Here is a 13,215-nt window from a genome sequence, read left to right on the forward strand (position 1 = left end):
CCTGGGAGAGTAGGACGCCGCCAAGCGAAGAACCACTGCCGATGTTATTCGGTGGTGGTTTTTATTTGCTTTTTTTTATTTCCGAGAGATGCCCACGCATCTCTTGTTTGACTTTGTCCCGTTCCTCTGACACACTCATAAATGGATACATACATCACGTATCAGGCCATGATTTGAAAGATATCATAACTTAGAGAACGGGGTGCAGGACGACATGGAAATTCAGAAATTAACCGTAGATGATTTTGAGCCAGCTATGGCACTCTCCGAGTATGCTTTTCAAATGGTAATGAGTGAAGAACAAACGGAGAAGCGACGGAGTCAATTTGATTCACAGGATATATGGGGTGTATTTGAGGAGGGACAATTGGGTGCCAAACTTCACATTATTCCTTTTCAAACCTATATTCATGGGAGATCGTTCGAGATGGGCGGTATTGCGGGAGTAGCCACATGGCCAGAATATAGACGCAAAGGCTGGGTAGCTGGGCTGTTGAAGCATGCGCTGGAGGAAATGAACCGTAACAAACAAAGTATATCGTTTTTGCATCCGTTCTCTTTTGCATTTTATCGCAGATATGGATGGGAGACGTATGTTGAGTTTAAACGATATAAAGTGCCTACAGCTCATCTGCCTGCGAAAAAGGCAACCCTTGGAACAATTCGCCGTGGTGATCCCGGACTCAGCGTATTAAAGGAAGTATACAGTGCGTATGCTGAGCGCTATAACGGAACTTTGATCCGGGATGATGCGAGATGGGAGAACTCAGTTCTCACTAATGGAGCCAACCAGAAAGTCGTATATTATGATGAAGCTGGTAAAGCACAAGGCTATGTTTTATATGAGGTTAAGGAAAGAAAGTTTACCATTAGAGAGATCATTTATCTGAATGAAGAGGCAAGACAAGGTTTATGGACCTTTATTGCCAACCATGATTCTATGATTGAGGAAGTCACTTTACAGGCACCAGCCAGTGATATGCTTGCTTTTCAATTAGATAATCCGCGGATTCAGCAGGAAATTGTACCTTTCTTCATGGCACGTATTGTGAGTGTAGAACAATTTATTTCACAGTATCCTTTTGCGAGCCCAGACTCACCAGTACAGATTAATCTCCAGGTAGAGGATGCACACGCACCATGGAATGAAGGGGTATGGCAGTTGAATGTGGCGATGAACGGTACAGCTTCGATTTGGAAAACATCGGAGCCGGCTGCTAAAGATCAGACTGTTAAAGTAGACATTCAGGCGCTCACAGCAATACTGATGGGGTATCGCAGGCCCTCAGAGATGGCTCAAATAGGTAGAATTGAAGGGCCGAATGGAGCGATTAAGGCTCTGGAACAAGCGATTCCTGATCGGGAAACGTATCTACTTGATTTTTTCTGATCCTCATAGAGTAACGAATATTCTAGGATCAATTTTGTAGATTAACTTGTATAGCATTACGTTGCTAGTATGAGACAAATGGACTTCTCCAGCTATTTTGGAGAGGTTTTTTTGTGTCAGCCGAATATTTCGTGTAAAATCGTAAAAAATGAATAGTGCTCCCTCTTGGCAAAACCACAAAATATGCTATAATGTATATAAAGTCAAAGAAAGTCAAAGTCAACTAAAGGTTAAATACTTACGTAGCTTTCTTTCTGCAATCCGGTGGTGGGAGCCATTTTAGAGGTAGTGCACATCAGCGGATAAAAGCAATATTAAAGGACCTTCGAGCGTCCTTCGCTCTCCCGTTAAAGACCGTTGAAGATCAGTTTCGCTGTTTCCTTGATTGGTTAAATGGGTTGAGAAGGTGTACTCTGTAGGGGCGTGTGGGTCCTTATTGACTTAACGTTTCAGACAGTGGAGGATGAGTGGATGCGTAATATCTCTGATATTATCGAACAATATCTGAAGAGTATTTTGCATGAAAGTCCCGAAGGAATGGTCGAAATTCAACGTAATGATCTGGCTGACCAATTTTCATGTGTGCCTTCCCAGATCAATTATGTCATCAGCACCCGATTTACACTCGAAAAAGGTTACCTTGTAGAGAGTAAACGTGGCGGCGGCGGTTATGTTCGCATACAGCGGATTGAATTGCCGGCTCACTCGGCTCTGCATAACCATTTGCACCATAGTATTGGAGATGAGATCGGGCAGACAGCTGCCGAAGGTCTGATCTACCAACTGGAAGAAGCACGTTTCTTAAGCAAAAGGGAAGCCGGGTTGATGCGGGCAGCTGTATCGAGAGAGATTATATTGGTCAAACTTCCTTACCGGGATCAAATTCGTGCCAGAATGTTAAAGGCGATGTTAATATCTTTGCTCGGTAAATGAAAACTATCGGGATCAAGGGGGTACATCATTGTGCTGTGCCAAGAATGCAACAAACGTCCGGCAACACTCCATTTCACGAAAATCGTGAACGGAGAGAAGACGGAATTCCATATTTGTGAGTCATGCGCTCGTGAAAAAGGGGAAATGATTCCCGGAACATCCAACGGATTTTCCATTCATAACTTATTGTCCGGGTTGCTTGATTTTGAGCCTACAGGCAAAAATGGCAGTGCAGGAGCAACACCTGCGCAATCCCTTCGTTGTGAAGAATGCGGGATGACCTATTCACAGTTTAGCAAAATCGGCCGCTTTGGCTGTAGTTCTTGTTATAAATATTTTGACAGTCGTTTGGACCCGCTATTCAAACGGGTTCATGGTAGCACTTCCCACGTGGGTAAAGTGCCTGCACGAGCTGGTGGCCGCATCAAGGTGAAACGACAGATTGCTGATCTGAAACGGGATCTTCAGGAGAGTATAACGCAAGAGGAGTTTGAAGAAGCTGCTCAAATTCGTGATCAGATCAGGGAACTTGAAAAAGAAATAGCTCAGGAGTAAAGTTTGTGATGAGTAGGAGGGATGCGTAATGCCTAATCTTCGTTTTACAGAGAAGGCGCTCAGCGACTGGATGCGCAGTGATGCGGCTGATTCCGAAATCGTCATTAGCAGCCGAGTCCGGATCGCACGCAACCTGCAGCATTATCCGTTTCCGATGCTGGCTTCCAATGAGCAATCGGAAGAAGTGCTGAATAAGCTGAGCGAAGTACTTCAGTACGATGACGTTCATGCCTTTGGAGATTTTCATACCTTGGATCTGATTGATATCGATGACCTTGACAAACGGGTGCTGGTAGAGAAACATCTGATCAGTCCTAGTCTTGCGAACGAATCCAGAAATGGTGCTGTTATTCTCAGTGAGGATGAATCTGTCAGTATTATGATTAATGAAGAGGATCATCTTCGTATCCAGTGCCTCTATCCGGGGTTCCAGGTGAAAGAAGCCTGGGAGAAAGCTTCCGCCATAGATGATGCTTTTGAAGCGCATGTGGATTATGCTTTTGATGACCGCAGAGGATATTTAACCAGCTGTCCTACGAATGTAGGTACAGGTGTAAGAGCATCTGTCATGATGCATTTGCCCGCTCTGGTGATGACACAGCAGATTGGCCGCATTCTAACCGCAGTCTCCCAAGTCGGACTGACTGTACGGGGAATTTACGGTGAAGGCAGTGAGGCGATGGGTAACCTGTTCCAGATCTCGAACCAGATCACACTGGGACAGACGGAACAAGAAGTCATCGATAACCTGCATAGTGTTGTGTTACAGATGATTGGGCATGAGCGAACTGCTAGAGAACGGTTAATTACGGACTCTAGACTCCGAATTACCGACAGGGTTATGCGTTCATACGGCATACTGTCCCATGCAGCCATCGTCGATTCGAAGGAAGCTGCACAGCGTCTGTCTGATGTTCGACTTGGCGTAGATCTCGGCTTGTTGGACGGCTTGTCCATAACCGTGATGAACGAGTTGAATGTGATGACACAGCCGGGCTTTTTGCAGAAAACATTTGGGGAAGACATGCGGACAGATGAGCGTGACATATATCGGGCTCAGTTGATCCGTGATACGATCAGTGCAGCCAATCAATCTTAGGTTGATCAAGAGTTGTTTATAAAGGTTTCACGTCGCATCTGCGGCTTTTTATATAATAGAGCATTTCTATAAATGAATGCTGAATGATTTTATTCGCAGCATGGCTGCAAACAAAAATGATATGAAGAATACGGTGGGATCCTTTTAACAGCCCCCGTTTTATCCAAAACCATGGAGGTGCAGGAGATATGATGTTTGGAAGATTTACGGAACGGGCCCAAAAGGTGCTCGCATTGGCGCAGGAAGAAGCTGTCCGTCTTGGTCATAATAACATCGGTACAGAGCACATTTTGCTCGGCCTCATTCGTGAAGGCGAAGGCATCGCAGCCAAAGCGCTGATCGGCCTGGGACTCGGATTGGAAAAAATTCAAGATGAAGTAGAAACGCTGATTGGCCGTGGCCAAGAGCAACCTACGAACATTGCATATACGCCTCGTGCGAAAAAAGTAATTGAATTGTCTATGGATGAAGCTCGCAAATTGGGCCATACCTATGTAGGCACAGAGCATATCCTGCTTGGATTGATTCGTGAAGGCGAAGGGGTTGCGGCACGTGTGCTGAACAACCTGGGTATTAGTTTGAACAAGGCACGTCAACAAGTACTGCAACTGCTTGGCAGCAGTGAAGCCGTATCCAGTCATAACGGTACACCTGCCAATGTCAGCACACCAACACTGGACAGTCTGGCACGTGACCTTACGGCGTATGCCAGAGAGAACAACCTGGACCCAGTGATTGGACGTAGTAAAGAAATCGAACGTGTTATTCAGGTTCTGAGCCGTCGTACCAAGAATAACCCGGTACTGATCGGTGAGCCAGGTGTAGGTAAAACGGCCATCGCTGAAGGACTTGCACAAAAAATCATCGCCAACGAAATTCCGGAGACTTTGCGTGACAAACGTGTCATGACCTTAGATATGGGTTCGGTTGTCGCAGGTACAAAATATCGTGGTGAATTCGAAGATCGTCTGAAAAAAATTATGGATGAAATTCGTCAAGCGGGTAACATTGTCCTGTTCATCGACGAATTGCATACCCTGATTGGTGCAGGTGGAGCAGAAGGTGCAATTGATGCTTCGAACATTTTGAAACCGGCTTTGGCCCGTGGAGAATTGCAGTGCATCGGTGCAACAACACTGGATGAATACCGCAAATATATCGAGAAAGATGCTGCCCTGGAGCGCCGTTTCCAACCGATCACGGTGGATCAGCCTTCTCCAGAAGAAGCAATTCAGATTTTACACGGCTTGCGTGATCGTTACGAAGCGCATCACCGGGTGAAAATTACAGATGAAGCGATTGTGCAGGCTGTTAAACTGTCTGATCGGTACATTACAGACCGTTTCCTACCGGACAAAGCGATCGACCTGATTGATGAGGCGGGCTCCAAAGTAAGATTGAACTCTTACACGATTCCACCAAACCTCAAACAATTGGAAAGCCGTCTCGAAGATATCCGTAAGGAAAAAGACGCAGCGGTTCAAAGCCAAGAATTCGAAAAAGCAGCAGCTCTGCGTGACACGGAACAAAAAATCCGTGAAGAGCTGGATGTAACGAAGAACCAATGGAAAGAAAAACAAGGTCGCACGGATTCTGAAGTAACGCCTGAGGATATCGCGCAAGTGGTAGCCAACTGGACTGGAATTCCGGTGAACAAGCTGAAAGAAGAAGAAACACAACGTTTGATGAACCTGGAGTCTATTCTTCATGAACGTGTCATTGGCCAAGATGAGGCTGTGAAGTCCGTCAGTCGTGCAGTTCGTCGTGCTCGGGCCGGATTGAAAGATCCTAAACGTCCGATGGGTTCATTTATCTTCCTAGGTCCTACCGGGGTAGGTAAAACCGAGCTGGCTCGTGCTCTGGCTGAAGCGATGTTCGGCGATGAAAATGCAGTGATCCGGATCGATATGTCCGAGTATGGTGAGAAGCATTCCACTTCCCGACTCGTCGGAGCGCCTCCGGGATATGTTGGATACGAAGAAGGTGGGCAGCTGACAGAGAAAGTTCGTCGCAAACCTTACTCCGTCGTCCTGCTCGATGAAATCGAGAAAGCACATCCGGAAGTATTCAATATCTTGCTGCAAGTGCTTGAGGATGGTCGTCTGACGGATTCCAAAGGTCGCGTTGTTGACTTCCGAAATACGTTGATTATTCTGACATCCAACGTGGGTGCTGAAGCGATCAAACGTAACTCTACACTCGGCTTCACAGCAGTTGTGGATGCAGGTGCGGATTATGATAACATGAAGGGTAAAGTCATGGATGAGCTGAAGAAAAGCTTCCGTCCAGAGTTCCTTAACCGGATTGATGAAATTATCGTGTTCCACTCTCTTGAAGAGAAACACATCGCTGAGATTGTTACACTGATGAGTGAGGAGCTTCGGAAACGGCTACGTGAATACGAGGTTGACTTCGAACTCACCGACAATGCCAAGGATTTCCTTGCCAAAGCTGGCTTCGATCCAGCTTACGGTGCGCGTCCGCTTCGTCGGGCGATCCAAAAGCATATCGAAGACAAATTGTCTGAAGAGTTGCTCACGGGTAATGTAACCAAAGGTGATTCATTGCTAATTGATGAAGAGAACGGGGCATTGTCTGTAACGAAAAAAGACGTTGTTGTTCCTTCCACTGAGGAAATCGAAACGAAATAAGTGTCACTTAACTAGTGACATAACTACTGAGTCTGATGTATAAAACAAAAATCCTTCCTGGCTTAAGTCGGGAAGGATTTTTGTGTTTTTGTGCCAGTCAGAGCCCCAAAGCTGTTGTTTATCAGAAAACAAAATTTGAACTGGCTACGAACATGTGTAAAGTTTGCGATAATCCTTTACGAAAAATCTCAAACAATGGTAAACTTTTATTAACCCTGCACGTCAGGGAGTTTAGGCAAAATTCGTCGAAAAATGCAAAATGCTGTTATAAAATAAATCCTAGGAGTGCTGAAGTGGCCAAAGTTAAAACCAAGTTTCAGTGTACGGAATGCGGCTATGAAGCCCCCAAATGGTACGGCAAATGTCCGGGTTGTCAGTCTTGGAATTCGATGGTGGAAGAAACCGAAACGGTGGTCAAAACACAAGGAAGAAATTCCCCTCTTTTTGAGAGTAAAGATAAGCCACTTCCCATCATAGATATAGATAGCGGTCAGGAACCGCGTGTACAGACTGGAATTGAAGAGCTGAACCGGGTTTTGGGCGGCGGAATTGTTCCAGGATCTCTCGTTCTGGTGGGCGGAGACCCCGGAATCGGAAAATCAACATTGATGTTGCAAACATCTCATGCATTGACTCATTCAGGTTTGCGCGTGTTATATGTCTCAGGCGAGGAATCAGTTAAGCAAACGAAATTGCGGGCTGACCGTCTGGGTGCGCTGTCTCCTGAGTTATATGTACTATGTGAGACCAATATGGAGCGGGTTGAGGAAGCGGTGGAGCAGATCCAGCCGCATTTTCTAGTCATCGACTCCATTCAGACCGTATATCTGCCAGAAGTCACCAGTGCTCCCGGCAGTGTAGCTCAGGTAAGGGAATGTACATCACGGTTCATGCGGATCGCCAAAGGGCGAGGCATTGCAACCGTACTTGTGGGGCATGTTACGAAAGAAGGTGCTATTGCCGGTCCACGTATGTTGGAGCATATGGTGGACTGTGTTCTTTATTTTGAAGGAGAGCGGCATCATACGTATCGCCTTTTACGTGCGGTCAAGAACCGTTTTGGTTCGACCAATGAGATCGGCATTTTTGAAATGGGCGAAGATGGACTTCGTGAAGTAGGCAACCCTTCTGAGCTCTTTTTGTCAGAACGTCCACTGGGTGTGGCGGGTTCTACCGTAGTTGCCAGCATGGAGGGCACACGTCCTCTGCTTGTGGAATTGCAGGCATTGATTTCAACCACACATTTCCCTTCTCCCCGACGTATGGCAACAGGGGTAGATCTCCATCGATTAAACTTGATTATTGCGGTACTGGAGAAACGAATGGGCATGTTCTTGCAAACACAGGATGCTTATCTAAACGTAGCTGGTGGTGTGAGATTAGATGAGCCGGCAGTAGATTTGGCGGTTGCTGTAAGTATCGCATCCAGCTTGAGAGATGTACCGACCAAGCCAGATGACGTCATCTTTGGGGAAATCGGTTTGACGGGTGAGGTTCGGGCCGTTTCACGGGCTGAACAACGTGTGAAAGAAGCTCAGAAATTGGGCTTCAAGCGTGTCATTTTACCAGAAAAAAGCTTAAAGGGCTGGAAACATCCTCGCGGGATACAACTGATCGGTGTGAATACCGTGGCAGATGCACTAGCGGTTGCTTTAGATTAGGGGGCATAACAAGATGAAAGATTCGAGCCAACTGGATAATATGAACGAATTGTTAAGGCTGATCGCACCAGGTACACCTTTCCGCGAAGGTCTGGAGAACGTGCTGCGCGCCAAGACGGGTGCACTGCTGGTTGTAGGATACAGCCCTGAAGTAATGGAAGTGGTGGATGGAGGATTCTCGATTAACTGTGATTTCTCCCCGAACTATCTGTATGAACTCGCCAAGATGGATGGTGCCATCATCCTAAGCGAGGATTTAAAGCGTATCCTATACGCCAATACTCAGCTCATTCCTGACTCATCCATTTCTTCATCTGAGACGGGGATCCGTCACCGGACGGCTGAGCGTGTCGCGAAACAAACAGGAAAATTAGTCGTATCTATATCGCAGCGCCGGAATATTATCACCTTATACCAAGGAACACTACGGTATTCCCTCAAGGAAATTGGGGTTATCTTGACCAAGGCGAATCAAGCGATTCAAACCTTGGAGAAATACAAAGCTGTTTTGACGCAGTCGCTTACGAATCTGAGCGCCTCCGAGTTTGAGGAACTGGTGACGATTCCTGAGGTGGTCAATGTCATTCAGCGTACGGAAATGGTTATGCGTATCAAAACGGAAATTAAGCGTTACATTCATGAACTCGGCAACGAGGGTCGTTTGATCTCTATGCAGATGGAGGAACTCGTCGGTACAACAGAAGAGGAAGCATGGCTACTGTATAAGGACTATGCCCGTGATGACAGTGATGACAGAATCCGTGAGATTATCGTTGGTCTGAAAAGATTGTCGGACGATGAATTGCTGGATGCACATCATATCGTACGTCTGTTGGGATATCCTTCATCAGCGGCTACATCCGAAGATTCGGTTGCACCTCGCGGATATCGGGTATTAAACAAGATACCCCGCCTGCCGAATGTCATCATCCATAACCTGGTGGATCAATTCGAACAATTGCCTCATGTCATTATGGCTACAATTGAAGAGCTGGACGAAGTGGACGGGATTGGAGAGGTACGCGCCCGAACCATTAAGGAAGGTCTCAAGCGTTTGCAGGAGCAGATGTTTATTGACAGACAAATGTAAGGGTTTGCCTATAACGGCTTGAAAATAATGAGGTGAAACAACGATGTTAACCAGATTCATTCCGAATCTCTTTACCTTGGGTAATCTGTTTCTTGGAATGATGGCAATCCTGCTTTCAATTGATGGGAATTATAGTTTGGCTGCCATTTTGGTCATTATTGCGATGTTGTTGGATGGTCTGGATGGCCGTGTGGCACGTGCGCTTAATGCCCAGAGTGAGTTTGGTAAAGAGCTGGATTCTTTGTCGGACATGGTTTCATTTGGTGCAGCTCCAGCTCTGATTATATTCATGGTCTCGTTTCAGGACGCAACTCCGGTTCTCGCCTGGATCGCAACCGCAAGCTTTCCAATTTGTGGGGCTATCCGGCTTGCCCGGTTTAACGTTCGCCCCGGCATCCCCGGGTACTTCACAGGATTGCCGATTCCAGCGGCCGGAGGGGTTCTGGCAACACTGTCCCTCTTTAACAAGGATATCGGTCCTGTAAGTATGATGATTGCGACGTTGCTGTTATCTTATCTGATGGTAAGTTCGCTGAAATACCCCAACTTCAAAAAGGTTGGTCTGCCGCGCAAAGCGATTTGGATTGCACCTTGGGTTATCGTCTTTGCGGTAGTGGTGGCGGTCATGTTTCCAGAACAATTGTCCAAATTGATCTTTATTCCACTTGTGTTATACGCTCTATATGGGATGAAGCATAATATGCGGACGGCAGCCTCACGTAACCGAGCCAAAAAGCGTAAAGAAGAGAAGTCTTCCCGTCCTTCCGATCGCTAGGTAATCCAGTATTCTGGAAAATACAAAGAAAGCACGTACGCTCCTGACAGGAGAATGCGTGCTTATTTTTGTTTTTCAAATCTATACGGTAACTTAACCATTTGCAACGAAATACGTATTGTTTACGACAAATTGAACATCCCTAACGTCGAACATTTCTGTGACTCGTGATTTACGACCTCTTCCATGTTGATGTCCAGTAGATTGCAGAGAGCCGACATATAAAACAGGTTCCGCCCCAGTTCAGAGCTGATTACCTCTTTGCAATTCTCGCACAATTCACCTTCCACATGCGTTTCCAGCAGGCCTTTTGATTGAGCAATATCGCTCTCAGGGGCATATTTCTGCTTGGTGGCGTGCAGCTCAATGCAGCCGCATTCGGTAATGGCCTTGGACACGGCACGGTTGACAGAGGCGCCGGCTTGTCCTGTTTTGGACAGTACATCAATCAGGCTGCGATGACGCAGCAACAGCTCGGAAACTTGATCCTGAAAAGCCTGTAAACTTAGCGTACTCATTTTGCTACTCACCTCGGGATATGAATTGAATTCATTATATGCCAATAATTTACCTTCTTTCAACTGACGATTGCAACATTTCCAAAAAGTTCTTCAAAAGCAGGATTAGCAATCTGGGAATTGGATCATACTGGATATAAAGATGAAGATATATTGAAGGAGGTGCAGGGACTTATGTGGAAAAAAGGCATTTTAACTTTTACAGGATTGTGCGGTGCATGGTTCGGCTACACGGCATATCATCTGGCAGGAAAATCCGTCCCTTGGATGGCTGAATGGATTCAATCAGCAGGATTGTTGGGGGTTGGGGTATCAACCCTACTAGGTGCTGTATTGTTTATGTCCATGTGTAACATCGGTGGAACATTAATGGCAACCAGACTGCATAATAGTATTGATTCTTTGGCCAAAGTACCGATGAAAGAATTGGCTGCAGGTGCGGCGGGTACAGTTGCAGGACTGCTGGTGGCCTTGCTGTTATATCCTTGTGTGGCATGGCTTGGGACGGCTGGAGAGGTGCTTCAGGTGGCGCTGACGGTCGTAAGTAGCTATACAGGCTATATGCTTGCCATGGCGAAGAAAGACGATCTGGCGGCCTTCTGGATGTCAGGACGCTGGGGTCATCCCGAGGTAGATGAGGAGAGACGGCTGGAAGAGCACAAAATTTTGGATACCAGTGTAATTATCGATGGTCGCATCGCGGATATATGCAAAACCGGATTTATCGAGGGAACGATTGTAATCCCGGAATTCGTTCTGGAAGAATTGCAGCACATTGCCGATTCATCGGACTTGCTCAAGCGGAACAGAGGACGGAGAGGGCTTGATATTCTGAATAAAATTCAGAAGGAATTGGACGTCAAAGTTCTCATTTACGAAGGTGATTTCGAGGAAATTTCCGAAGTGGACAGTAAACTGGTCAAACTCGCCAAGGTGCTTCAGGGCAAAGTTGTCACCAACGACTTCAACCTGAATAAGGTCTGTGAACTGCAAGGCGTATCCGTGCTAAACATCAATGATCTCGCCAATGCGGTTAAGCCGGTGGTATTGCCAGGTGAGGAGATTATGGTGCAGATTATTAAGGATGGTAAGGAACACGGTCAAGGTGTAGCCTATCTGGATGATGGCACGATGATTGTTGTGGAAGGCGGACGCGAGTATATCGGCATGATGATGGAAGTGCTGGTGACCAGTGTGCTGCAGACGTCAGCGGGACGAATGATTTTTGCCAAGCCGAAACTGTTGGAAAAAGCCCAATAAAGCGGTATGATGGGTAGTGTATCGTTAGAGTTTATAATATAACTGTATTATATCTCCGAACGGTAAACTGACAGACAAGGCAGGGATTGCGGCATGGATAAAGGGTGGGGTGTTGTCATTGTGGCGGCAGGTCGGGGGACCCGGATGGGAACAACCGAGAGTAAGCAGTTTCTGCTGCTGCAGGACAAGCCCGTTTTCATACATACGCTTGAAGTGTTTGCGGCTATGGACGAGGTCAGCGAAATGGTGCTGGTCACGGGAGCTGCCGATGTTGAACGCAGCCAGGATTGGGTAAAAGAATACCGACTGGAATCACGTGTCCGTGTCATCCCCGGAGGGAAAGAGAGACAGCATTCGGTCCACGAAGGCCTTAAGGCACTAGGGACAGACTGGGTCCTCGTTCACGACGGGGTACGTCCTTTTATAAACCGTGAGCAGATTATGGGATGTATGAAGGCCGCTATGTCGGGTGGAGCAGCTGTACTGGCCGTTCCAGTGAAGGATACGATCAAACAAGTAAATGCGGATGGAATCGTTACGGCGACGCCGGACCGCAGCAGTCTGTGGAGCATTCAAACCCCGCAGGCTTTTCGTCTTTCTTCCCTGCTGCTTGCGTACGAATCGGCGGACCGGGACGGATTTCTAGGAACGGATGACGCAATGCTGGCTGAACGCCAGGGAATGTCGGTCAAGGTTGTGGAAGGCAGTTATACGAATATCAAATTAACGACGCCGGAAGATTTGGAATACGCCGCGTTTTTGCTCAAGGGAGAGAAGAAGCGATGATACGTGTAGGACAGGGATTCGATGTACATCAACTGGTAGAGGGACGCCCATGCATTATTGGCGGGGTCACGATCCCTTATGAAAAAGGACTGCTGGGTCACTCGGACGCAGACGTGCTGCTGCATGCCATCAGTGATGCCATTCTTGGTGCGCTTGCACTTGGGGATATTGGCAAACACTTCCCGGATACCGATCCGGAGTTCAAGGATGCGGATAGCCTGAAACTGCTGGAGCATGTGTGGCAGTTGGTGAAGGATCGTGGATACCGTCTGGGGAACATCGATTCAACCATAATTGCACAGAAACCGAAGATGGCACCTTATGTTCCGCAGATGGCCGAGGTTATTGCCAAGGCACTTGAAGCGGATGTAACTCAGGTGAATGTCAAAGCGACAACAACAGAGCAACTCGGATTCCCCGGACGGGGAGAGGGTATAGCTGCCCAATCGGTTGTTTGCCTTGTTCGCGTGTGATATCATCAACCAATTAGAGACGGA

At 47.0% G+C, this 13,215-nt stretch carries 12 protein-coding genes; 11 read left to right on the forward strand and 1 reads right to left on the reverse strand.

Annotation, left to right across the window (positions count from 1 at the left end; genetic code table 11):
- The first annotated feature begins 214 nt into the window (after positions 1-214).
- The 8 genes from G3352_RS12725 to pssA all read left to right on the forward strand — a co-directional run bounded on the left by G3352_RS12725 (position 215) and on the right by pssA (position 10,154).
- The gene (locus tag G3352_RS12725; protein ID WP_163757029.1) at positions 215-1,390 is read left to right on the forward strand and encodes a GNAT family N-acetyltransferase; all 1,176 of its coding nucleotides are present in this window, start codon (positions 215-217) and stop codon (positions 1,388-1,390) included.
- A gap of 471 nt (positions 1,391-1,861) precedes the next feature.
- Positions 1,862-2,323, forward strand: coding sequence for a CtsR family transcriptional regulator (locus tag G3352_RS12730; RefSeq protein WP_024633618.1), 462 nt, complete (start codon positions 1,862-1,864; stop codon positions 2,321-2,323).
- Between the two features lie 30 nt (positions 2,324-2,353).
- Positions 2,354-2,878: a protein-arginine kinase activator protein McsA gene (gene mcsA, locus G3352_RS12735; protein WP_076292148.1), complete on the forward strand. Its 525-nt coding sequence runs from the start codon at positions 2,354-2,356 to the stop codon at positions 2,876-2,878.
- A gap of 28 nt (positions 2,879-2,906) precedes the next feature.
- Positions 2,907-3,977 carry a protein-arginine kinase McsB gene (mcsB, locus tag G3352_RS12740; RefSeq protein ID WP_053779232.1) on the forward strand — a complete coding sequence of 357 codons (1,071 nt, stop codon included), beginning with the start codon at positions 2,907-2,909 and terminating at the stop codon, positions 3,975-3,977.
- A gap of 188 nt (positions 3,978-4,165) precedes the next feature.
- Positions 4,166-6,628, forward strand: a complete 2,463-nt coding sequence (locus G3352_RS12745) for an ATP-dependent Clp protease ATP-binding subunit (RefSeq protein ID WP_163757031.1) — start codon at positions 4,166-4,168, stop codon at positions 6,626-6,628.
- A gap of 293 nt (positions 6,629-6,921) precedes the next feature.
- Complete coding sequence (radA, locus tag G3352_RS12750; RefSeq protein WP_063567409.1) at positions 6,922-8,289, forward strand: DNA repair protein RadA; 1,368 nt, start codon at positions 6,922-6,924, stop codon at positions 8,287-8,289.
- A 13-nt stretch (positions 8,290-8,302) separates the two neighbouring features.
- Positions 8,303-9,379, forward strand: a complete 1,077-nt coding sequence (gene disA, locus G3352_RS12755; RefSeq protein ID WP_163757033.1) for a DNA integrity scanning diadenylate cyclase DisA — start codon at positions 8,303-8,305, stop codon at positions 9,377-9,379.
- A gap of 43 nt (positions 9,380-9,422) precedes the next feature.
- Positions 9,423-10,154 carry a CDP-diacylglycerol--serine O-phosphatidyltransferase gene (pssA, locus tag G3352_RS12760; protein WP_163757035.1) on the forward strand — a complete coding sequence of 244 codons (732 nt, stop codon included), beginning with the start codon at positions 9,423-9,425 and terminating at the stop codon, positions 10,152-10,154.
- A 122-nt stretch (positions 10,155-10,276) separates the two neighbouring features.
- Here pssA and G3352_RS12765 read toward each other — a convergent pair whose 3' ends face one another.
- On the reverse strand, positions 10,277-10,672 hold the full coding sequence (locus G3352_RS12765) for a nucleoside triphosphate pyrophosphohydrolase family protein (RefSeq protein ID WP_024633611.1): 396 nt from the start codon (positions 10,670-10,672) through the stop codon (positions 10,277-10,279).
- A gap of 174 nt (positions 10,673-10,846) precedes the next feature.
- Between G3352_RS12765 and G3352_RS12770 the strand changes: the two genes are divergently transcribed.
- The 3 genes from G3352_RS12770 (at position 10,847) to ispF (ending at position 13,191) form a co-directional block, all read left to right on the forward strand.
- A complete protein-coding gene (locus G3352_RS12770; protein WP_163757036.1) occupies positions 10,847-11,932 on the forward strand; it encodes a PIN/TRAM domain-containing protein in 1,086 nt (361 codons plus the stop codon).
- Positions 11,933-12,025: 93 nt separating this feature from the next.
- Positions 12,026-12,718, forward strand: a complete 693-nt coding sequence (ispD, locus tag G3352_RS12775; RefSeq protein ID WP_163757039.1) for a 2-C-methyl-D-erythritol 4-phosphate cytidylyltransferase — start codon at positions 12,026-12,028, stop codon at positions 12,716-12,718.
- Positions 12,715-13,191 carry a 2-C-methyl-D-erythritol 2,4-cyclodiphosphate synthase gene (gene ispF, locus G3352_RS12780; RefSeq protein ID WP_053779226.1) on the forward strand — a complete coding sequence of 159 codons (477 nt, stop codon included), beginning with the start codon at positions 12,715-12,717 and terminating at the stop codon, positions 13,189-13,191. Before ispD ends, ispF begins: the two co-directional genes overlap by 4 nt.
- The last annotated feature ends 24 nt before the right edge of the window (positions 13,192-13,215 follow it).

It is taken from the genome of Paenibacillus sp. ALJ109b (genome assembly GCF_010747435.1).
In the GTDB taxonomy this organism is placed as follows: domain Bacteria; phylum Bacillota; class Bacilli; order Paenibacillales; family Paenibacillaceae; genus Paenibacillus; species Paenibacillus taichungensis.